This window comes from Streptomyces sp. NPDC014656, assembly GCF_043084305.1.
Lineage (GTDB): Bacteria > Actinomycetota > Actinomycetes > Streptomycetales > Streptomycetaceae > Streptomyces.
On the sequence record NZ_JBIBZN010000002.1, the window covers coordinates 517,397 to 538,914 of the forward strand.

Genomic DNA, 21,518 nt, shown 5'->3' on the forward strand with positions numbered 1-21,518 from the left:
TCAGCGTCCTCCGCCGCGGCGGCGCAGCCCCAGCGAGCCGCGGTCGCCGGCGCGGGCGAGCTGCTTGCCGGGGGCGGGGGAGGCCGGGGGGCCGGTGAGGCCGAGTTCGCCGGCGAGGGTCCACAGGGCCTGCTTGACGGTGGAGCGGGCGTCGAGTTCGTGGAGGCGGCCGGCGTCGACGACGGCCTGGAGTTCCTTGTAGGCGGCGGGGACGGTGACGGCGGCGATCCGGGTGCCGGTGATCTTCTGGACCAGGGGTGGCTGGATCTCGGTGGTGCGGGAGTGGCGGTTGACGAGGGTCACGGTGGTCTCGGCCTTGCGGACCTGGAGCCGTTCCCACATCCGTACGGTCCGCCGGGCGGCGCGGACGGCGATGACGTCGGGGGTGGTGACGAGGAGGGCGGTGTCGGCCGTCTCGACGGCGGCGGCGTTGGCGCTGTCGAGGCGGGAGCCGCAGTCGACGACGACGACCTCGTGCCGGCCGCGCAGGGCGCTGATGATCTGGCGGGCGGCGCGGTCGGTGACCTCCTCGCCGCGTTCGCCCTCGGCGGGGGCGAGGAGCAGGGAGAGCCCGGTCTCGTGGACGTAGACGGCGTCCTGGAGGACGCGGGGCGAGATGTCGGTGATGGCGGCGAGGTCGGCGGCGGAGCGGCGGAACTGGACGTCCAGGTAGGAGGCGAGGTCGCCGCTCTGGAGGTCGAGGTCGACGAGGGCGACGGTGCGGCCCGCGGCGCGGGCGGCGAGGGCGAGCTGGACGGCGGTGAGGGTGGTGCCGACGCCGCCCTTGGCGCCGCTGACGGTGACGACGGTGCCGCCGGGGCCCCCGAGGAGTTCGGCGGCGCCGCCGCCGAGGTGGCGGCGGAAGCCGGCGGACCACTGGGCGGCGGCCTGGACGCGGCCTGCGAGCTCCTCGTAGCCGAGCGGGAGGGAGACGAGCCCGCGGGCGCCGGAGTCCATGGCGGCGGAGAGCAGTCCGGGGCCGGAGTCGGCGGTGATGAGGACGACGCCGACGGCGGGGAAGCGGAGGGCGACCTCGCGGACGAGGTCGAGGGCGGGGACGGGGCCGATCCGCTCGTGGACGAGGACGACCTCGGGTAGCGCGTCGAGGGACTCGGCGGCGAGCCGGGCGAGGGCGTCGACGAGCTGGGTGGAGTCAGGGACGGGCGGGGCGGGCTCGGTGTCGGGGAGCTGGCCGAGGAGGGTGGCGAGGGCCCGGGCCGCGTCGGGGTCGCCGACGGCCGGCAGGATCCTGGTGGGCATGGCCGGGCCTCACTTGTCCTTGTCGAGCGTGTAGGTGCGGTCGCCGGGGGCGGGGCGGGCGGGGGCGCCGTCGGCGGAGGGGGCGACCAGGGCGAGGCGTACGTGCTCCGCGAAGGATTCGGCGTAGGCGACGCGCTGGGTGTCCTGGGCGGAGAGGGCGAAGGTGATGGGGACGGCTTCGGTGGCGGTGCGGGAGCCGGAGCCGGACTTCTGCTTGACGAAGGGGGTGAGGGTGCCGACGTCGATGACGCGGGCGGCGGCGACGAGGAGGCGGGACTGGCTGGGTTCGTCCTTCTTGTCGCCGGCGAAGGTGGCGTAGATGTTGACGGTGGCACCGGGGGTGATCTTGCCGGCGACGCCGGTGGCGGCGTCGATCATGATGGCGATCTCCTGCTCGCCGGGGCGGAGTTCGGGCCGGGGGACGATCATGTCCTTCTGGAGGAGCGAGCCGGCCTTGAGGGTGGTGACGGCGATCTTGCCCTCGATCTGGGCGAGGTCGGTGACGGCGGTCCCGGAGAGCCAGCGCTCGGGCATGGAGATCTTCTCGAACTGGCCCGCGCTCAGCCGCACATAGGGCTTGACGTCGCTCTTGACCCGGTACGCGGTGGTCTCCGGCCCGACCTTGGCGTTCACGTCGCTGATGACCGCGAGGACGCCGGCGAAGGCGCCGAGGGCGCAGAGGACGGAGAGCAGCAGCAGGATGACGCCGCGGCGCTGGCGGGAGTTCATCGGGTTTCCTCGTTCATCGGGTCACCGGCCGGCCGGGGCCGGGAGGGTGGTGCGGGCCAGGGGGGCGGCGCAGAAGCCGCAGCGGTCGCCGATGAGTTCCATGCCGCACCAGTGGCAGGTCTCGCGGCGCACCGAGGCGACGAGTTGATAGAGGACGGGCAGGTCGGGGAGGTGGGCGGCGAACTCGGTGAGCTTGGGGGTGCCCCACCAGGCGGGCGAGGAGGCGGGCAGGGCGGTCTCCTCGACGGGGCCCGCGACGGCCCAGCGGGGGGCGAGGTCGGTGGTGGGCCACTCGGTGGCGAGCTGGCCCCGGGCGATCAGCAGCCGGGTGGTGAACTCGGGCCCTTCGAAGGCGGTTTCGTCGGCGCCGACGCGGACGATCCGGGGGGTGGGTCCGGCGAGGACGGCGAAGTGGGCGCCGGGCAGCCAGCCCTTGAGGTGGGAGCCGAGGGTGACGGGGACGCGGTCGAGGCGGGAGACGGAGCCGAGGACGGCGCCCGCGTAGATGTAGTGGGCGAGGAGCCGGGCGGCGGAGGCGAGGACGCCGGGGCTGAAGTCGCAGGCGGAGAGCTGGCGGAGCTGGCGGACGAGGACGGCGGCGCCGAGCGGCGGCAGGTCGGTCCTGACCAGGGCGATCCGGTCGCTCTCCAGGAGGCCGCGGACGGTGTGGAGGCGGTGGGCGACGGCGGGCGGCGCGGAGGAGGGGCAGACGACGAGGACGTGTCCGAAGCGGTCGACGAGGCGGCGGAGCTCGGTGACGGAGTCGTCGAGGGTCCGGGCGGCGGGGTCGGCGAGGACGGCGGCGTTGGGAGTCGCCTGATCGGTGGGCGGCAGCACGAGATCGGCACCGGTGACCGCGATCGCTGTCGGCACGTGAGCCCCCCGTCCCCGCCGGCCCGCACCGGCCGTTCCCGCCGCTTCCGCCGTACGGACCGGTTCCGGCCGTACGGGCCGCTTCCACCGGGCGGGCGCTTCCGGCCCGCGCCGGCCGTTCCCGGCGCACGCGTCCCTTCCCGCCCGCACCGCCCTTCCCGTCCCCTCGGTACGGCTGTTCCGCACTTTATCCACGCGGACCGGGGTGGTGAACACACAATCCGTCAACTCGCACCCCCTTTCCCGTCACCGGACTCCCGGACTCCGCTCACCGCCGGTCCGTGCCAGAGGTCTTGACAACGCAATTGGTCTGGACCAACTTGGTGCGACGACGGCGGTGGCCACCTCCCGATCTCCATCCCCATCCCCATCCCTGACCGCAGTTCCCCCGTACGACGACGTACGGCACCTCCAGCTCCCGACTCCCCCACCGGAGGATGCACGTGGACCGCACCACCACCCGCCCGGCCGCGCGCCGCTGGATCGGCGGAGCGCTCGCGCTCGCCGTCGGATCCGGCCTCGCCCTGGTCGGCGGCGCCGGCACCGCCCTGGCCGCCGACGTCAACAACGCCCGGAACGCCGGCTTCGAGAACGGCCTGGCGAACTGGTCCTGTTCGGCCGGCAGCGGCACCGCCGTCACCAGCCCGGCCCGCACCGGAGCCGGCGCCCTCAAGGCCCTCCCCGCCGGTCTCGACAACGCCAAGTGCGTGCAGACCGTGGCCGTGAAGCCCAACTCCACCTACACGCTGAGCGCCTGGGTCCAGGGCGGTTACGCCTACCTCGGCGCGAGCGGCACCGGGACCGGCACCGGCACCGTCTCCACCTGGACGCCCGACTCCCCGTCGTGGAAGCAGCTGACCACCAGCTTCACCACCGGGGCGTCCACCACCTCGGTCGAGGTCTACACGCACGGGTGGTACGGCACCGCCGCCTACTTCGTGGACGACGTGAGCGTCTACGGCCCCGACGGGGGCGGCGGCCAGGACCCCGACCCGGTCGTCCCCGGCACCCCGGCCGGGCTCGCCGCCGGCACGCCCACCACCAGCGCGGTCCCGCTGAGCTGGGGCGCGGTCTCCGGCGCGACGGGCTACAAGGTGTACCGGGACGGCGCGCTCGCCGCGACCATCAGCGGCACCTCCACCACGGTCACCGGCCTCGCCGCCGACACCGCGTACTCCTTCCAGGTCGCGGCCTCCAACGCGGCGGGCGAGTCCGCCAAGTCGGCCCCCGTGAGCGCCCGTACGGCCAAGACCGGCGGAGGCGGTGGCGACAACCCGGCCGTCCCGAAGCACGCGGTCACCGGCTACTGGCAGAACTTCGACAACGGCGCCGCGAAGCAGAAGCTGCGGGACGTCCAGGCCGCGTACGACATCATCGCCGTCTCCTTCGCGGACTCGACGGCCACGCCCGGCCAGATCACCTTCAACCTCGACCCGGCCGTCGGCTACGCCTCGGTGGCCGACTTCAAGGCCGACGTCGCGGCCAAGAAGGCGGCCGGCAAGTCGGTGATCATCTCGGTCGGCGGCGAGAAGGGCAACGTCACGATCAACAGCGACGCCAGCGCCACCGCCTTCGCGAACAGCGCCTACGCGCTCTTCCAGGAGTACGGCTTCAACGGGATCGACATCGACCTCGAACACGGCATCAACTCCACCTACCTGACCAAGGCGCTGCGCCAGCTGTCCGCCCTGGCGGGCCCGAAGATGGTGCTGACGATGGCCCCGCAGACCATCGACATGCAGTCCACGGGCACCGAGTACTTCAAGACCGCGCTCGCCGTGAAGGACATCCTCACGGTGGTCAACACCCAGTACTACAACAGCGGTTCGATGCTCGGCTGCGACGGCAAGGTCTACAGCCAGGGCTCGGTGGACTTCCTCACCGCGCTCGCCTGCATCCAGATCCAGGGCGGCCTCGACCCGTCCCAGGTCGGCCTGGGCGTCCCCGCCTCCACCCGGGGCGCGGGCAGCGGCTACGTCGCCCCGGCGGTCGTGAACAGCGCGATCGACTGCCTCACCAAGCTGACGGGCTGCGGCACCTTCAAGCCCGCCCAGGCCTGGCCGACCCTGCGGGGCGCCATGACCTGGTCCACCAACTGGGACGCGACGGCCGGCAACGCCTGGTCGAACGCGGTCGGCGCGCACGTCCACGCCCTGCCGTAACCGCGGCCGCGGCCGCACGCGCGGCCGCGGTCCCGGTCCCCCGAACCCCCATCGCGGCGCCGCCGGTCCTCCGGCGGCGCCGTGCCGCGTTCCCGGGCGGCGCCGTAGCGGGGTCCCCGGGGCGCCGTACCGCGTTCCCGGCAGCACCGCCCCGCACTTCCGACAGCACCGCCCCTCGCCCCCGGGGCGCCGTACCGCCCCGCCGGCCGCGCCGTCACCTAGCGTGGCAGCGACCATGGCCGAACTTCCCACCTTGACCCGTCCATGACATGGCCCCACCATGTGCCCCGGACACCCGCACCTGTTGTCGCACTCCCCCACACTCCCCACCCAGGAGACACCATGCGACGTCCCCGAAGCGGCAGAAGGTCCGCCACCCTCGCGGCCCTCGTGGCGCTCGCCCTCGCGGCGCCCCTCTCCGCCCTCTCCTCACCCGCCGGAGCCGATCCGGCGAGCGCCGCCAGGAGCGGCGAGGAGGTGATCCGGCAGTACGAGGTCGCCGGGCCCTCCACCCCCGCCGACCGCTCCGCGCTGACCGCCACCGGCGTCTCGATCGACGAGGTCGACGCCCGCTCGGTCGTGGTCAGCGCCGACGCGCGGGAGCTCGCCCGGCTCAAGGCCCTCGGCTACGAGCCGGTCGCCCTGCCCGCCCCGCCGGACCGGGGCGAGGCCGGCCGCTCCGCGCTCGGGCCGCTCGACTTCCCCTCCGCCGACGCGAAGTACCACAACCACGCCGAGATGACGGCGGAGATCGACCAGCGGCTGGCCGCGTACCCGTCGATCATGAGCAAGCGGGTCATCGGCAAGAGCTACCAGGGCCGGGACATCGTCGCCGTCAAGATCAGCGACAACGTGGCCGTGGACGAGAACGAGCCGGAGGTCCTCTTCACCCACCACCAGCACGCCCGTGAGCACCTCACCGTCGAGATGGCGCTGTACCTGCTGCGCGAGCTGGGCGCGGGATACGGCACCGACCCCCGGATCACCGCCGCGGTGAACGGCCGCGAGATCTGGATCGTGCCCGACCTCAACCCGGACGGCGGCGAGTACGACATCGCCACCGGCTCCTACCGCAGCTGGCGCAAGAACCGGCAGCCCAACTCCGGCTCCTCGTACATCGGCACGGACATGAACCGGAACTGGGACTACAAGTGGGGCTGCTGCGGCGGCTCCTCCGGCTCCAAGAGCTCCGAGACCTACCGGGGCGCCGCCCCCGAGTCCGCCCCCGAGGTGAAGGTCGTCGCCGACTTCGTCCGCTCCCGCGTGGTGGGCGGCACCCAGCAGATCAAGGCCGGCATCGACTTCCACACGTACAGCGAGCTGGTCCTGTGGCCCTTCGGCTGGACCAACGCCGACACCGCCCCCGGCATGACCCAGGACGACCGCGACGCGTTCGCCACCGTGGGCGGCAAGATGGCCACCAGCAACGGCTACACCGCCGAGCAGTCCAGCGACCTCTACATCACGGACGGCTCGATCGACGACTACCTGTGGGGCGCCCACAAGATCTTCGGATACACCTTCGAGATGTACCCGACCTCGTCCTGGAACGGCGGCTTCTACCCGCCGGACGAGGTCATCGAGCGCGAGACGAGCCGCAACCGCGACGCCGTCCTCCAGCTCCTGGAGAACGCGGACTGCATGTACCGCTCCATCGGCAAGCAGGCGCAGTACTGCTGACGGTCCGACGGGGAGACGTCAGGACGCCTCGTCGAAGTAGGCGTCGAGGACCGCGTCCAGCTCGGCCTCCCAGCCCGCGATGTGCCCCCTGTCCGGCGCGATGAGCTCGATCGGGTACCAGCGCCGGTCAGGGGTGTGCACGACGACGGTGAACCGCTTGCCGAAGCGGCCCTTCGCGCTCTCGACGGCGGCGAGCTCGTCCCAGCGGAACTCGCACGCCTCCTCGTCGTAGCTCAGCCGGACGCCCTCGGCGTCGGCCACGATCCGCCCCCGCCGGTCGGCGGCCTCGAAGGAGGGGCCGTCGCCCGGCTCGGGCCGGGACGCGGCCCCGGCCTCGCTCTCGGGCGCCTCGCCGGCCTCCGCGCCGTCCGAGGCCTCCGGGACGGCGTCCTCGGGCGCGTCCTCGGCCGAGCTCTTGGGCGCGGCGTCCTTGAACGGGCTCGCCAGGCCCGTGAGGCCGGGGATGAAGCCCGGGTCGGCCGAAGCGGCGCGCAGGGGCTGCTGTATGGGTCCGTTGCTCTGCTCCACGGCGGCAGTATGGCCGACGCGGCTGTGAGCGGACCCCCCGGGGGTTCAGTCCAGGACGGCGAGCGCGTCGATCTCGATGAGCAGGCCCTTGGGCAGGCCGACGTAGACGGTGGTGCGGGCGGCGGGCGGGGCCTTGAGGTCCTGCTCCTCGAAGTACTGGTTGTAGAGCGCGTTCATCTCGGCGAAGTGGTCGACGTCCGTGAGGTAGACGCGCATCATCATCACGTCGTCCCAACTCGCGCCGCCCTCCTCCAGGATCGCCTTGACGTTGGCGAGGGTCTGGAGGGTCTGCTCGCGCAGGGTCGGGCCGGCCGGGGTCGGCGGCTGCCCCTCCACGGCCGGGAGGAAGCCGACCTGGCCGGCGACCTGGAGGATGTTCCCCTTGCGCACGCCGTGCGAGAACTTCGCGGGCGGGGCCGTGTGGGTGGCGGGGGTGATCGCGGTCTTCTCACTCATCGACGGGTGCCTCTGTTTCCTTCGTTGGGGTGGTGCCGGAGTAGTCGTGGCTGATCGCCTCCGCCGTGCGCCGCACCTGGGGCAGCAGGGCGAGCAGTTCGTCGGCGGTGACGACCACGTTGGGGGCCGAGACCGACAGGGCGGCGACGACCCGGCCGTCGGCGCCGCGGACCGGGGCGGCGACGCAGTTGATGGACTCCTCGTGGCCGCCGAGGTCGGTGGCCCAGCCCTGCTCGCGCACGGTGGCCAGCTCCTGGAGGAAGGCGGCGGCGTCGGGGGTCGAACGGGGCGTGTAGCGGGGGTAGTCGAGCTTGACGGCGAGGGCGCGCCGCTCGGGCTCGGGCAGGTCCGCGAGGAGCAGCTTGGCGACGGCGGCGACGGTGATCGCGACGGGCTTGCCGATGCGCGAGTACATGCGCACGGGGTAGCGGCTCTCGACCTTGTCGATGTACAGCACCTCGCCGTCCTCGTGGACGGCGAGGTGGACGGTGTGGCCGGTGCGGTCGTTGAGGGCGGCGAGGTGCGGGTGGGCGATCTCGCGGACGTCGAGGTTCTCGACGGCCTCCTGCGCGAGGGCGAAGAGGCGGGCGCCGAGGCGGTAGCGCTGGTCCTGCTGCCGGTAGACGAGGCCGTGCTCGTGGAGGGTGCGGAGCAGTCGCAGGGCGGTGGACTTGTGGACGCCGAGCCGGTCGGCGACCTGACCCAGGTCGGCGGGGCCCTGCGCGAGCAGCGGCAGGATGCTGAGCGCGCGGTCGACGGTCTGGCTCATCGGGTACGTACCTCCTCGTCGGCCGCCGTCCAGCCGGGGCCGAGGTGCAGTCTCCCCCAGGCGTCGGCGTCGAGCCCGGCGAGGCGGTCGGCGAGGGCGCGCCGGGGCGGGGCGGCGAGGTCGCCGGGGACGGTGAGGGCGGCCGCGGCCGCGAGGTGGCCGTGCCGGAGCCGGGCGGTCATGGGCAGTCCGCGCAGGAGCGCGGAGAGGAAGCCCGCGGCGAAGGCGTCGCCGGCCCCGACGGTGGCGACGACCTCGACCCGGGGCGCCGGCACGACGGTGACGGCGTCCCTCCCCCCGGCCTCCGCACACCCGCCGGCCTCCGCGCACCCGCCGGCCGCGTCCGGAACCTCGGCCGCTCCAGTCGCCCCAGCCGCTCCGCCGGCCCCGGCCACCGGCCGCGCCCCGGCCCCGCCCGGCGGGCCGGGCTCCGGGAAGCCGGCCTCCGGGGTGCGTTCGAAGGCCACCGCCGCCCCCTCGCCGCCCTTGACGACCAGCGTCGCCGGCTCCGGCAGCAGCGCGCGGACGGCGAGGGGATCGGCGGCGCCCCAGAGGCGTTCCGCCTCGTCGGCGCCGACGAGGACGAGGTCGGCGCGGCGGGCGAGCTCGCGCAGTGCCCCGGGGGCGCGGTCGTCGTGCCAGAGCGAGGGCCGGTGGTTGACGTCGAAGGAGATCAGGGGGCGGCCGGGGCGCGGGGCGGTGAGCTCCCGCAGCAGGGCGAGGCAGCCGTCGGAGAGCGCGGCGGTGATGCCGGTGAGGTGGAGGACGCGGCCGTCGCCGACGGTGTCGTACGGGACGGTGGTCGGGTCCATGGCGGAGGCGGCGGAGCCGGCCCGGTAGTAGACGACCTCGTGGGCGTCGGTGGCGCGGTCGGCGTCGGTGCGGAAGTAGACGCCGGTGGGCCGGTGCGGGTCGCGGCGGACCGCGCCGGTGTCGACTCCGTACGCTGCGATGGCGGTCAGCAGGTGGTCGCCGAAGCCGTCGGCGCCGACCCGGCCGACCCAGCGGGCGCGGTGTCCCGCGGCGGCGAGGGCGCAGGCGACGTTGGACTCGGCGCCGCCGATGGCGCGGGTGAAGGCGGGGACGTCGGCGAGGCGGCCCGGCCGGGAGGGCAGGAAGGTCACCATGGACTCGCCCAGACAGACGACCTCGGGGGGCGGGGGTCCGGGCAGGGAAACGGCCTCGGTCTCAGCCATGGTCACGCTCCTGCGGGTCCTGGGGGTCTGGGGGGTCTGGGGTGCCCGGACCCCCAGGGGTCTGAGGGTCCGAGGTCCGGGGGTGCCCGGACCCCGGGGGCCTGAGGTCCGGAGGCCCGGAGGTCCGGAGGCGCCCGGACCCCAGGGGTCTGAGGGCCCGGCCCCCGGCCCCGGGCCCCGGGACCGTCGGTGCCGTGTCCATTGACCCGGCCTCGGCCCGGATGTTAGACAGCGGTGAGCGATATACGCAATGGGCGTTGCACACAACGCAACACCTGGAGGAGGGATCCATGCCGACCGACCTGTCGGACGAGCGCGTCGACCACCGCTTCAAGGGCCTGCCGCCGGACGCCGAGGGCCTGACCGTCGGCGAGCTGGCCGCCCAGCGCCGCTCCCTCTTCACCGGCGGCTTCACCACCCCGGTCCTCGCCCTCTCCGCCGAGTCCGTCGAGCACAACCTGCGCGCCCTGGAGGAGTACGCCGAGCGGCACGGCCTCGCCTTCGCCCCGCACGGCAAGACCTCGATGGCGCCGGTCCTCTTCCGGCGCCAGATCGAGCACGGCGCCTGGGGGATCACGGCCGCCGTCCCCCATCAGGTCCGGGTCTACCGCGCGCACGGCGTCGACCGGATCTTCCTCGCCAACGAGGTCGTCGACCCGGTGGCGCTGCGCTGGCTCTCCGCCGAGCTGGACGCGCACCCGGACTTCCGCCTGGTCTGCTACGCCGACTCGGTGCGCGGGGTCGAGCTGATGGACGGGGCGCTGCGCGCGGCCGGGGCCCGCCGGCCGCTGGACGTCGTCGTGGAGCTGGGCGCGGGCGAGGGGGCCCGTACCGGCGCCCGTACCGAGGCGGAGTGCGCGGCCGTCGCCGACGCGATCGCCGCGACCGGCACCCTGCGGCTCGTCGGCGTCGCCGGCTACGAGGCCGAGGTCCCGGGCGCCGACGGGGAGTCGGTCCGCGCCTGGCTGCGCCGGCTGACCGGGCTCGCCGCCGCCTTCGACGAGGACGGCCGCTTCGACCCGTCCGTGGGCGAGATCGTGGTGAGCGCGGGCGGCAGCGCCTGGTTCGACGCGGTCGCCGACGTCTTCGCGGAGATCCCCGGACTCTCCCTCCCGGTCCTCAAGCTGCTGCGCTCCGGGGCGTACGTGTCGCACGACGACGGCCAGTACCGCGAGAAGACCCCCTTCAACCGGGTCCCCGGGGAGGGCGCCCTCCAGCCGGCGTTCCGCCTCTGGTCGCAGGTGGTGTCCCGGCCGTCCGCCGGGCAGGCCTTCACCAACGCGGGCAAGCGGGACGCCGCGCACGACCTCCACCTGCCGGAGGCGCAGGTGGTGCGCTCCGCCCGGACCGGCGAGGTCAGGCCGGCCGACGGGGTGACCGTCACGGCCCTCTCCGACCAGCACGCGTGGCTGCGCACCGGGGACGGCGCAGACGTCGAGGTCGGCGACTGGGTCGGGATGGGCCTGTCCCACCCGTGCACCTCCTTCGACAAGTGGCAGCTGATCCCGCTGGTCGAGGCGGACGGCACGGTCGTCGACTACGTCCGCACCTTCTTCTGAGCGGGGCCCGGGATGATGGATCTCGTCTTCCGTGACGCCGAGGTCGTCGACGGCTCCGGCGGCCCCTCCTACCGCGCCGACGTGGCGGTGGAGCGGGGCAGGATCGTGTCGGTCGTGCAGGAGGCCGCGGCGGCCGGCTGCCAGCGGCCGACGGCCCGCCGGAGCGTCGAAGCGGAGGGCCTGGTCCTCTCCCCCGGCTTCGTCGACATGCACGCCCACAGCGACCTGGCGCTGCTCCGCGACCCGGACCACAGCGCCAAGGCCGCGCAGGGGGTCACCCTGGAGGTCCTGGGCCAGGACGGCCTGTCGTACGCCCCGGTGGACGACCGCACCCGCGAGGAGGTGCGGCGGGCGATCACCGGCTGGAACGGCGGCGGCCCCGGGGACACGGCCCTGGACTTCGACTGGCGGACGGTCGGCGAGTACCTGGACCGGCTCGACACCGCGCACGGCGGCGAGGGCATCGCGGTGAACGCCGCCTACCTCGTCCCGCAGGGCACCGTCCGGATGTACGCGATGGGCTGGGCGGACCGCCCGGCGACCCCGGCCGAGCTGGACCGGATGCGCCGACTGGTCGCCGAGGGCCTGGAGCAGGGCGCGGTCGGCATGTCCTCCGGCCTCACCTACACCCCCGGCATGTACGCCCCCGACGCCGAACTCACCGAACTGTGCCGGGTGGTGGCGGAGTACGGCGGCTACTACTGCCCCCACCACCGGAGTTACGGCGCGGGGGCGCTGCGCGCGTACGAGGAGATGATCGCGCTCACCCGGGAGGCGGGCTGCGCGCTCCACCTCGCCCACGCCACCCTGAACTTCGGGGAGAACGAGGGCCGCGCCCCGGAGCTCCTGGCCCTGCTGGACCGGGCCCTGGAGGCGGGCGCCGACCTCAGCCTCGACACGTACCCCTACACCCCCGGCTGCACCACCCTCCTCGCCCTGCTCCCGTCGTGGGCGCAGGAGGGCGGCCCCGAGGCGGTCCTCGCCCGTCTCGCGGACGGCCCGACGGCGGACCGGATCCGCCACGACCTGGAGGTGACCGGCTCGGACGGCTGCCACGGGGTGCCGGTCGACTGGTCGACGGTCGAGGTCTCGGGCGTCACGGAGACCGCCCTGGCGGACCGGGTGGGGCGGCGGCTCGCCGGCTGGGAGGAGGCGCGGGCGCTGCTCCTCGCCGACCGGCTCGGCTCGACGATCCTCCAGCACGTCGGCCACGAGGAGAACGTGCGGGCGATCATGCGCCACCGCGTCCACACCGGCGGCTCGGACGGCATCCTGCAGGGCGCCAAGCCGCACCCGCGCGCCTACGGCACCTTCCCCGAGTACCTCGGCCGCTACGTCCGCGAGGAGGGCGTCCTCACCCTGGAGGAGTGCGTCGCCCACCTGACCTCCCGCCCGGCGGCCCGCCTGAGGCTCCCCGACCGGGGCCTGGTGAAGGAGGGGTACGTCGCCGACCTGGTGCTCTTCGATCCGGCGACGGTCGCGTCGGGAGCCACGTACGCTTCCCCCCGCACCCTCCCCACCGGCATCCCGCACGTCCTGGTGGACGGCCGCTTCGTCATCGAGGACGGCCGCCGCACGGACGTCCTCGCGGGCCGCGCGATCCGCCGGACGCCGGTCTAGACGGCCCGGACACCGGTCCAGGCAGCCCGAACGCCGGTCCAGACGGCCCGGACGCCGGTCTAGGCGGTCCGGACCGCGTCGGCGGGGGCGGGCGCGGGTCCGGCCGCCGACGGCCAGCGGTCCCGGCGGAGCCAGAGCGCGCCGAGGGCCAGGACCAGGCCGGCGGCGACGAAGCCGTACCAGGGGGTGTGGCCGGAGGGCTGGGTCTCGTACACGAGCGCCGCCGAGAGCACGGCGAGCACCTGCCCGGCGCGGCTGTGCCAGGCGACGGCCGCGACGGCGACGGTGCCCCACAGCAGGTACCAGGGCTGCACCATCGGGGAGAGCGCGACCAGGGCGAGCAGGCCGTAGCCGAGGCCGAGGACGGGATCGATCCGGCCCCGGTGCGCCCGCCACGCGAGCAGGCAGACGATCACGACGGCGGCGAGCAGGCCCAGCTTCTGCACGACGGCCTTGACCGGTTCGGGGTCGTCCGCGACCAGCGTCCCGAGCGCGAGGCCGAGGTCGCTGGTGAGCGACAGCGGCGTGTGGATGGCCCCGGCGACGGACTGCGTCCCCAGCCAGCCGAAGCCGGTCCCGGAGACCAGGCTCGCCCCGGCCGCGACCGCCCCGGCGACGGCCGGGGGAAGGACCAGCCCCTTGAGGAGCCCGCCGCGCCGGGCGACGATCACCGCGATGAAGAGCAGCGCGACGGCCGCCGGCGACTTCACCATCACGGCGCAGCCGACGAGCGCGCTGCCGAGGACCCACCGCCCGCGCACGGCGAGCAGCACGCCCGCGAGCATGAGCCCGGCCATCAGGCCGTCGTTGTGCGTGCCGCCGACGACGTGGACCAGCAGCAGCGGGTTGAGCACGGCGAGCCACAGGGCGCCGTCGCCGCGTCCGAAGCCGCGCACCGCCCACACGAGGAGCGCCAGCGAGCCGACCGCGACCAGCCGCAGCAGCAGGACGGCCGGGACGACGGAGCCGCCGGTCAGCTTCACCACCGCCTCGGCGAGGAGCAGGAAGACGGGGCCGTACGGTGCCGGGGTGTCGGTCCAGTTCCCGCCGACGCTCGCCGCCGCGTCCGCCCCCAGCTCGCCGGGTCCGAGCACGGAGGGCCCGGCGCCGTAGACGTCGTGCCCCTCCAGGACCATCGCGCCCTGCGCGACGTAGCTGTAGACGTCCGCGCTGTGCAGCGGCGGCGCGAGCAGCAGCGGCGCGCACCACGCGGCGAGCGTCCCGGTCACGCCCCCGGCGGCGCCGCGCGCCAGCAGCACGCCGTACCGCCACCAGACGGCGACGAGCAGCGTCAGTCCGGCCGCCGCCACGACGGCCCCGGCGGTCTCGGCCCCGCCCCCGCGCGGCGCCCACAGCCCGCCCCCGCCGACCACCGGCAGGGCCCCGGCCGCATACCCCCCGGCGGCGACGGCGAGCGCTCCGCCCGCCCCCAGCCACCGGCATCCGGAAGCACTCACAACCCACATGACCAGCCAACCTACCCCGGGGCCGGTGCGGCCCCCGGGCCGCCCGGTCTCAGCGCGGCCCCTTGCCGTTGCCGCGCCCCCGGCCCGGCTTGCCGGGCGTCCCGGTGCCGCCGGAGGCGGTGGGCGCGGCGGCGGGCGCGGCCTCCGTGGGAGGGGCCGCCGTGGCGGAGGGCTCCGAGGGGGCCGCCGAGGGCGGGCCGGACGGGGAGGGGCGGGCCGTCGACGGGCCGGGGGCCGCCGGGCGGCTCGCGCCGCGGCTCGGGTCCGGCGCCGGGGCGGCACCGCTCCGCTCCGGGTCCGCCTGGATCAGCGCGGGCAGGCCGCCGCCGTCCGCGTCCCGTTCGGCGGGCCGCTTGGCCCCTCCCCCGCCGGTCAGCGCCACCGCGCCGAGGCCGAGCACCGCCGCCCCGCCGACGGCGACCAGCCACACCGCCCCGCGCCCCCGCCGGGCGGAGGCGTGCCGGCGGCGTCCGCGCACCGGTCTGTCAGGGTCCTCGAAGCTCATGGCCCCGCATTGTAGGGATCACGACAGGTCCGCATTCCGGGCGCACCCCGGCCCCGCCCGGCCCCGCCCGAGCGCGCCCCGCCCCGCCCCGTCGCCCGACGTGCCCGACGTACCCGGCGTGCCCGACGTACCCGACGTACCCGACGTGTCCGAGGACACGGCGCATTCGCCGCCCGCCCGCCGTAAGCTCTCGTCATGCAGGTGATCCAGTCCACGAAGCTCGCCAACGTCTGTTACGAAATCCGGGGCCCGGTGCTCGAAGAGGCGATGCGGCTCGAAGCCGCGGGTCATCGCATCCTCAAGCTGAACACCGGCAACCCGGCCGCCTTCGGCTTCGAGTGCCCGCCCGCGATCCTGGAGGACGTCCTCCGGAACCTCTCCGAGGCGCACGGCTACGGCGACGCGAAGGGCCTGCTGTCCGCCCGCCGCGCGGTGATGAGCCACTACGAGACCAAGGGCATCCACCTCTCCGTCGAGGACGTCTACCTCGGCAACGGCGTCTCCGAGCTGATCCAGATGTCGATGCAGGCGCTGCTCGACGACGGCGACGAGGTCCTCGTCCCGGCCCCCGACTACCCGCTGTGGACGGCCTCGGTCTCCCTCGCGGGCGGTACGGCGGTGCACTACCGCTGCGACGAGCAGTCGGACTGGATGCCGGACCTCGCCGACATCGAGCGGAAGATCACCGACCGCACCAAGGCGATCGTGATCATCAACCCGAACAACCCGACCGGCGCCGTCTACGACGACGAGATGCTGCGCTCGCTCACGGACCTCGCGCGCCGCCACGACCTGGTGGTCTGCTCGGACGAGATCTACGACAAGATCCTCTACGACGGCGCCACCCACACGCCGACCGCCGCGATCGCCCCGGACCTGCTCTGCCTCACCTTCAACGGGATGAGCAAGAACTACCGGGTGGCCGGTTTCCGCTCCGGCTGGCTCGCGGTCTGCGGCCCGAAGCACCACGCCTCCTCGTACATCGAGGGCCTGACGATCCTCGCGAACATGCGCCTGTGCGCCAACATGCCGGCCCAGCACGCGGTGGCCGCCGCTCTCCAGGGGCGGCAGTCGATCGAGGAGCTGGTGCTGCCGGGCGGGCGCCTCCTGGAGCAGCGGAACACCGCGTACGAGCTGCTGACCTCGATCCCGGGCGTGACCTGCGTGAAGCCGAAGGGCGCGCTGTACCTGTTCCCGCGCCTCGACCCGAACGTCTACAAGGTCAAGGACGACCGGCAGATGGTCCTGGACCTGCTGCGGGCCGAGAAGATCATGGTGGTGCACGGGACGGGCTTCAACTGGCACGAGCCGGACCACTTCCGGATCGTGACGCTGCCGTCGGTCGCGGACCTCACGGACGCGGTGACGCGGATCGGCCGCTTCCTGGACGGCTACGGCCAGCCGTGACCGCGGGGGCCGGATCTTGACCCGGCCTTGAACCGGACTCATCTCAACTTTAGACCGAATCCAATGTAGGATGACCTTCGAGCAGTCAGGAGGCCGTCCCATGTACGAACCGATCCGCACCCCCTCGGTCCACACGACGGGCGGCGACACCGGCGCCTATCCGCACCGCTCCCGCGAGGAGGAGCTGGACATCCAGCTCGCCGGCCACCTCGCAGCCCTGCTCGCCGTGACCGACGAGCTCGGCGACGACGAGGGCGGCGAGCGGATCGCCCGCCAGGTGGCCCGCCTCCGCGGCGCCCCGCCCGCCCGGCACGCCGCCCTGTCCGGCGCCTCCCCCGAGGCCCTCCACCGCAAGGCCCACACCCTGGCCGGCCGGGCCCTGCTCGTCGCCGCCTCCCGCGCGGACACCTCCGCCGCGATCCTCGCCGCCGAGCGCATGGACGCCCACACCGCGGCCCTGGCCGGGGACCCCCTGGCGGCCGCCCCCTAGACGGCCCCGGGCCGCGCGGCACGAACCCGCCCGGCCCGGGCGCCACCCACCCCCCGACCGGGCCCGGACCCCCGGCCCGGCGCCACCCGCCTTCCGGCGGGCCGCACTCCGGTTCCCTACCGGGATCGCTCCTTCACGCCCCGTACACCCAACTCCCCCTGGAATGTGGGTTTCCGCGAGCACTCTGCCCGCGTGAGACGCATTCTGGGAATCGTCCTGGCCGTCCTGCTCCTCGGCGGCGTGGCCGCCGTCCTCGTGACGGGCGGCGACAAGGACAAGGGCACGGCAACGAAGACCGTGCGAGGAGTCATCGGCTCGGAGAAGAGCGAGTTCTTCACCGATCCCGACGTCGTGAAGGCCCTGGCCGCCAAGGGCCTCACCGTGAGCACCGAGACCTCCGGGTCCTGGGACATGGAGCAACTCCCCCTCCAGGGGTACGACTTCGCTTTCCCTTCCTCGAAGGGACCGGCCGACGAGCTGCGCGCCAAGGCCGCCGACAAGGCCGTCGCCACGCCGCTGCGCCCGTTCTACTCGCCGCTGGTGGTGGTCGCGCACAGCAACGCCGCCCGGGTGCTCGCCGGCAACGGCCTGGCGACCCTCGGCGCCCGCGGCACCAGCGGCATCCTCAGGATGGACGCCTACCTGGACGCCGTCCGCGCCGACCGCGCCTGGCAGCAGCTCAAGGGCGCCGCGAAGCACGCCGAGCTGAGCGGGACGCTCTTCATCACCTCCACCGACCCGGTGGCCTCCAACTCCGGCGCGCTCTACCTCGCCGCCGCGAGCTACGTCGCCGACGGCGGCCGGGTCGCCGACGGCAAGGCGGCCGTCACCCGCACCGCACCGCTGCTGCGCAAGCTGACCCAGGTGCAGGGCGCCCAGCAGACCGGCTCCGACGCCCCCTTCCGGGACTTCGTGAGCGGCGTCGGCAACCCGCTGGTCCTCGTGTACGAGTCCCAGGTGGCGTCCCAGCTCCTGGCCGGCCGGCCGATGGGCGACCTCGTCGTCCTCTACCCGGACACCACGGTCAACAGCGACCACACGCTCGTCCCCCTCACCGAGGGCGGCAAGGAGCTGGGCCGGCTGCTCTCCGAGGACCCGGAGCTGCGCCGGCTCGCCGTCCGGCACGGCTTCCGGCCGCAGGGCGCCGCGCCGGAGTTCACCGAGGCCACCAACGCGTACGGCGAATACCTCAACCAGACACTGACCGGAGTCCGCCAGGCGCCCGTGCCCACCGGCGCGGTGCTGCGCGACATGGCGCGGCGGGCCCGTGACCAGGGGGGCACCGCATGACCGAGCACACCGGCCCGCGCGCCGCCGGGCAGCCCCGGAACCCGTACGCGGGCGCCCCGGAGTCCACCTTCGTCCTGACCCCGCCCGAGCACGACGCCCCGCTCGTCCTCACCCCGCCCGCCCCGGCCCCGGTGGTCCGCGCCGAGCAGGCCTCCGGCCTGGTGCCGCTGGACGCTTCGGTGCGGGCGGAGATGGACCGGCGGGCCGAGGAGTACGTGGGCTCGCTCTCCGGGCTCGACCCGCGCTCCCCCGAGTTCGCGGGCCGCATCGGCGAGATCGCGGCGCTCGGCTCCGGCGAGATGCGGGCCGCCGCCCAGCAGTCGAACCGGATGCTGGACCGCACGGTCCGCTCCCTCGGCCGGGGCGGCGGCGACGCCTCCGCCCGCGTCGGCTCCTCGCTCGTCGAACTCCGGCGCACCGTCGAGGACCTGGACCCCCGGGACGCCCCCGCCAAGGGCTTCAAGGGCCTCCTCTCCAAGCTGCCCGGCGGCAACAGGTTCCGCGACCACGTCGCCAAGTACGCCTCCTCGCAGGCCGCCCTGAACCGGATCGTCGGCTCGCTCCGCAGCGGCCAGGACGAACTGCGGCGCGACAACGCCGCGTTGCAGACCGAGCGGGCCCGGCTCTGGGAGACCATGGGCAAGCTCCAGGAGTTCGCCGTCCTCACCGAGGCCCTCGACGCGGCCGTGGAGCAGCGGATCGCCGGCACCCACGACCCGGCCGAGGCGGACGCGCTCCGCGCCGACGTCCTCTTCCCCGTCCGCCAGAAGCACCAGGACCTGCTCACCCAGATCGCCGTCTGCGCGCAGGGGTACCTCGCCATGGACGTGGTCCGGCGGAACAACGACGAGCTGGTCAAGGGCGTGGACCGGGCCGCGACGACGACCCTGTCGGCCCTGCGGATCGCGGTCATGCTCGCCTCCGCCCTGGAGAACCGGCGCAAGGTCACCGAGCAGGTGAACGTGCTCCGCTCGACCACCGAGGACCTGATCCGGGGCAACGCCGAGCTGCTCTCCACCCAGGCCGGCGAGATCCAGCGGATCGCCGCCGACCCCGCCGTCGGCGCCGAGACCCTGCGCACGGCCTTCCAGCAGATCTACCGCACCCTCGACGCCATCGACACGTACAAGGTCCGGGCGACCGAGGCGATGGCGGCGACCGTCTCCTCCCTCACGGGCGAACTCCGGGAAGCGAGCGCCCACCTGGACCGGAGCCGCCGCACCGGCGCCCTGAAAGGCGGCCCCTCCGCGTGAACGTCCGCACGAGATCCCGCACGAGACTGCTCGCCGGTCTCGCCCTCGGCCTGGTCCTCACCACCACGGCCGCGTCCTGCGCCTCCTCCGGCACCCCGGAGAAGAAGCCGGCCACGGGCACGGCCGCACCGGCCGGACCCGGCACCCTCCGCGTCCTGGCCTCCTCCGAACTCGCCGACATGGCACCGGTCCTGGAGGACGCCCGCCAGGCCACCGGCGTCACCGTCCGCACCACCTACGCGGGCACCCTCGACGCCGTCGAGCAGATCGCCTCCGGCCGGGCCGAGAAGGAGTACGACGCCGTCTGGCTCTCCTCCAACGACTACCTGCGGCTGCGTCCCGACACCGCCGGCCGGATCACCGGCGAGACCCCGGTGATGACCTCGCCGGTGGCGCTGGGCGTCCGTCCCGAGGTCGTCGCCCGGCTCGGCTGGGACCCGAAGAAGGTCACCTGGTCGCAGCTGCACCAGGCGGTCGCCGCGGGCAGGCTGACGTACGGCATGACCGACCCGAAGCGCTCCAACTCCGGCTTCTCCGCGCTGGTCTCGGTCGCCTCGGGCCTCTCCGGCGCCCAGTCCGCGCTCCAGGACCGGGACGTGGCGAAGGCGACGCCGAAGCTCCGCGAGTTCTTCACCGGCCAGAAGCTCACCTCCGGCTCCTCCGGCTGGCTCGCCACCGCCTACGGCCGCCGCACCGACGTCGACGCGCTGGTCAACTACGAGTCGGTGCTGCTCTCCACGCCCGGCGCGCTCACGGTGATCCGCCCCTCCGACGGCGTCGTCACCGCCGACTACCCGCTCACCCTGCTCACCGCCGCCTCCACCGGCGCCAAGGAGTCCGCCCAGCGGCTCACCACCTACCTCCGGACCCCCCAGGCACAGCGCCGGATCACCGAGACCACCCTGCGCCGCCCGGTGGTCGCCGGCGTCGACCCCTCGCCCCGGCTCGACCGGGACCTGCGGCGCGAGCTGCCCTTCCCGGGCAGCCGGTCCGTCGCCGACGGCCTGCTCGACGCGTACGACAACACGCTGCGCCGGCCCTCCCGCACGGTCTACGTCCTGGACACCTCGGGGTCGATGGGCGGCGAGCGGCTGACCCGCCTGAAGGACGCGCTCGCCGAGCTGACCGAGGACTTCCGGGACCGCGAGGAGGTCACCCTGATGCCCTTCGGCACCGCGGTGAAGGGCGGCGAGGTGCGGACGTACACGGTCGATCCGCAGGACCCGGCGAAGGCCAGGGACGCGATCCGCGCCGACGCGGGCGGGCTCACCGCCTCCGGCGGCACGGCGATCTACTCCAGCCTCATCGAGGCCTACCGCAGCCTGGGCGCCTCCCCCCGCGACGCCTTCACCTCGGTCGTGCTCATGACGGACGGCGAGAACACCCACGGCGTCGGGGGCCCCGACTTCGACGCCTTCTTCCGCGGCCTGCCCGCCGAACAGCGGCGCACCCCGGTCTTCCCGGTCCTCTTCGGCGACTCGGACCGGACCGAGCTGAACCACATCGCGGACCTGACCGGCGGCAAGCTCTTCGACGCGACGAAGGGCTCCCTGGAAGGCGCCTTCGAGGAGATCCGTGGCTACCAGTAACCCCGTGCTCCGCTACGCGGAGTCCCGCAAGAACCTGACGGGCTGCCTGTGCGGCCTGGCCGGGCTCGGCATCGGCCTCACCGGCGCGGCCGGCGGACTGTGGCCGCTGGTGGTGCTCGGCCTGTACGGCGCGGGCGCGCTGGTCGCCCCGCCGGAGCGCCCGGACGCCCCGGCCTTCCCGAGCGCCGGCGAACAGCTGGAGTCGCTGCGGGCGGACCACGCCACCCTGCGGGAGTACCTCGCGGAGGTGGAGCTGCCGGAGGAGTCCCGGAAGCGGCTCGACGAGCTGGACGCGCTCTTCGAGGCGCTGCTCGAACCGGGCTGGGTCAGCGACCCGGAGCACCTGCGCGTGCTGGCCCGCGCGGTCCGCCAGGACGTCCCGGAGGCGGTCGACGCCTTCGTGCGGACCCGCTGGTGGACGCGGGTGACCCCGGGCTCCGAGCCTCCCGAGCGGCACCTGGAGCGGCAGCTGGCCGCGCTGCGGGAGGAGGCCGGACGGATCGCCTCGGCGCTCCAGGAGGCGGAGGAACTCCGCCAGCGGGCGCACACCCGCTACCTGGAGGACCGGGGTGACTGATCCCCGTACGGGGACGTGCGCCGGCCCCGGAGCCTGAGGGGGCTCCGGGGCCGGTTGCGTCGTGGTGGACCGTCGTGACCCCACTGGTCAGGGCGGAATGTCGGGGCAG

At 74.4% G+C, this 21,518-nt stretch carries 19 protein-coding genes; 10 read left to right on the forward strand and 9 right to left on the reverse strand.

The annotated features are described in order from the left end of the window. From ACF1ED_RS06175 to ACF1ED_RS06185, 3 genes are read right to left on the reverse strand one after another with little or no spacing between them, the layout of a single operon-like run. The gene (locus ACF1ED_RS06175) at positions 1–1,260 is read right to left on the reverse strand and encodes a CpaE family protein (RefSeq protein ID WP_391757191.1); all 1,260 of its coding nucleotides are present in this window, start codon (positions 1,258–1,260) and stop codon (positions 1–3) included. Between the two features lie 9 nt (positions 1,261–1,269). Next, positions 1,270–1,989 (reverse strand): Flp pilus assembly protein CpaB, encoded by a 720-nt coding sequence (gene cpaB / locus ACF1ED_RS06180; protein ID WP_391757192.1) that lies wholly within the window; start codon positions 1,987–1,989, stop codon positions 1,270–1,272. Between the two features lie 21 nt (positions 1,990–2,010). Then, positions 2,011–2,862, reverse strand: a complete 852-nt coding sequence (locus ACF1ED_RS06185) for a hypothetical protein (RefSeq protein ID WP_391757193.1) — start codon at positions 2,860–2,862, stop codon at positions 2,011–2,013. Between the two features lie 437 nt (positions 2,863–3,299). Between ACF1ED_RS06185 and ACF1ED_RS06190 the strand changes: the two genes are divergently transcribed. Together ACF1ED_RS06190 and ACF1ED_RS06195 are read left to right on the forward strand one after the other, a co-directional pair. After that, a complete protein-coding gene (locus ACF1ED_RS06190) occupies positions 3,300–5,024 on the forward strand; it encodes a chitinase (protein WP_391757194.1) in 1,725 nt (574 codons plus the stop codon). A gap of 342 nt (positions 5,025–5,366) precedes the next feature. Beyond that, positions 5,367–6,704 (forward strand): M14 family metallopeptidase, encoded by a 1,338-nt coding sequence (locus tag ACF1ED_RS06195; RefSeq protein WP_391757195.1) that lies wholly within the window; start codon positions 5,367–5,369, stop codon positions 6,702–6,704. 18 nt (positions 6,705–6,722) lie between these two features. On the opposite strand, the gene ACF1ED_RS06200 is transcribed toward ACF1ED_RS06195, so the two are convergent. Genes ACF1ED_RS06200 through ACF1ED_RS06215 form a run of 4 tightly spaced genes read right to left on the reverse strand, consistent with a single transcriptional unit; the run spans position 6,723 to position 9,653 of the window. Further along, positions 6,723–7,232 carry a hypothetical protein gene (locus tag ACF1ED_RS06200; RefSeq protein WP_391757196.1) on the reverse strand — a complete coding sequence of 170 codons (510 nt, stop codon included), beginning with the start codon at positions 7,230–7,232 and terminating at the stop codon, positions 6,723–6,725. A 45-nt stretch (positions 7,233–7,277) separates the two neighbouring features. Then, the gene (locus tag ACF1ED_RS06205; protein ID WP_391757197.1) at positions 7,278–7,688 is read right to left on the reverse strand and encodes a RidA family protein; all 411 of its coding nucleotides are present in this window, start codon (positions 7,686–7,688) and stop codon (positions 7,278–7,280) included. Continuing rightward, on the reverse strand, positions 7,681–8,457 hold the full coding sequence (locus ACF1ED_RS06210) for an IclR family transcriptional regulator (RefSeq protein ID WP_391757198.1): 777 nt from the start codon (positions 8,455–8,457) through the stop codon (positions 7,681–7,683). The genes ACF1ED_RS06205 and ACF1ED_RS06210 overlap by 8 nt, the downstream gene beginning before the upstream one ends. After that, the gene (locus ACF1ED_RS06215) at positions 8,454–9,653 is read right to left on the reverse strand and encodes a sugar kinase (protein WP_391757199.1); all 1,200 of its coding nucleotides are present in this window, start codon (positions 9,651–9,653) and stop codon (positions 8,454–8,456) included. The genes ACF1ED_RS06210 and ACF1ED_RS06215 overlap by 4 nt, the downstream gene beginning before the upstream one ends. Before the next feature lie 290 nt (positions 9,654–9,943). Between ACF1ED_RS06215 and ACF1ED_RS06220 the strand changes: the two genes are divergently transcribed. Both ACF1ED_RS06220 and ACF1ED_RS06225 read left to right on the forward strand, forming a co-directional pair. Continuing rightward, the gene (locus tag ACF1ED_RS06220; RefSeq protein WP_391757200.1) at positions 9,944–11,212 is read left to right on the forward strand and encodes an alanine racemase; all 1,269 of its coding nucleotides are present in this window, start codon (positions 9,944–9,946) and stop codon (positions 11,210–11,212) included. Between the two features lie 12 nt (positions 11,213–11,224). Next, on the forward strand, positions 11,225–12,832 hold the full coding sequence (locus ACF1ED_RS06225) for an amidohydrolase family protein (protein ID WP_391757201.1): 1,608 nt from the start codon (positions 11,225–11,227) through the stop codon (positions 12,830–12,832). Between the two features lie 59 nt (positions 12,833–12,891). On the opposite strand, the gene mptB is transcribed toward ACF1ED_RS06225, so the two are convergent. Further along, positions 12,892–14,298, reverse strand: a complete 1,407-nt coding sequence (gene mptB / locus ACF1ED_RS06230; RefSeq protein ID WP_391757202.1) for a polyprenol phosphomannose-dependent alpha 1,6 mannosyltransferase MptB — start codon at positions 14,296–14,298, stop codon at positions 12,892–12,894. Between the two features lie 49 nt (positions 14,299–14,347). Then, a complete protein-coding gene (locus ACF1ED_RS06235; protein WP_391757203.1) occupies positions 14,348–14,803 on the reverse strand; it encodes a hypothetical protein in 456 nt (151 codons plus the stop codon). A 195-nt stretch (positions 14,804–14,998) separates the two neighbouring features. Here ACF1ED_RS06235 and ACF1ED_RS06240 point away from each other — a divergent pair, with 195 nt between their 5' ends. From ACF1ED_RS06240 to ACF1ED_RS06265, 6 genes are all read left to right on the forward strand, one after another. Beyond that, positions 14,999–16,210: a pyridoxal phosphate-dependent aminotransferase gene (locus tag ACF1ED_RS06240; RefSeq protein ID WP_030746967.1), complete on the forward strand. Its 1,212-nt coding sequence runs from the start codon at positions 14,999–15,001 to the stop codon at positions 16,208–16,210. Between the two features lie 100 nt (positions 16,211–16,310). Further along, entirely contained in the window at positions 16,311–16,700 is a 390-nt protein-coding gene (locus tag ACF1ED_RS06245) for a hypothetical protein (protein ID WP_391757204.1), read from the forward strand. Positions 16,701–16,865: 165 nt separating this feature from the next. After that, on the forward strand, positions 16,866–17,990 hold the full coding sequence (locus tag ACF1ED_RS06250) for a hypothetical protein (protein WP_391757205.1): 1,125 nt from the start codon (positions 16,866–16,868) through the stop codon (positions 17,988–17,990). Then, a complete protein-coding gene (locus ACF1ED_RS06255) occupies positions 17,987–19,243 on the forward strand; it encodes a toxic anion resistance protein (protein WP_391757206.1) in 1,257 nt (418 codons plus the stop codon). The genes ACF1ED_RS06250 and ACF1ED_RS06255 overlap by 4 nt, the downstream gene beginning before the upstream one ends. After that, the gene (locus tag ACF1ED_RS06260; RefSeq protein WP_391757207.1) at positions 19,240–20,832 is read left to right on the forward strand and encodes a substrate-binding domain-containing protein; all 1,593 of its coding nucleotides are present in this window, start codon (positions 19,240–19,242) and stop codon (positions 20,830–20,832) included. Before ACF1ED_RS06255 ends, ACF1ED_RS06260 begins: the two co-directional genes overlap by 4 nt. Then, entirely contained in the window at positions 20,819–21,409 is a 591-nt protein-coding gene (locus tag ACF1ED_RS06265; RefSeq protein ID WP_391757208.1) for a hypothetical protein, read from the forward strand. Before ACF1ED_RS06260 ends, ACF1ED_RS06265 begins: the two co-directional genes overlap by 14 nt. Positions 21,410–21,518: the final 109 nt, after the last annotated feature.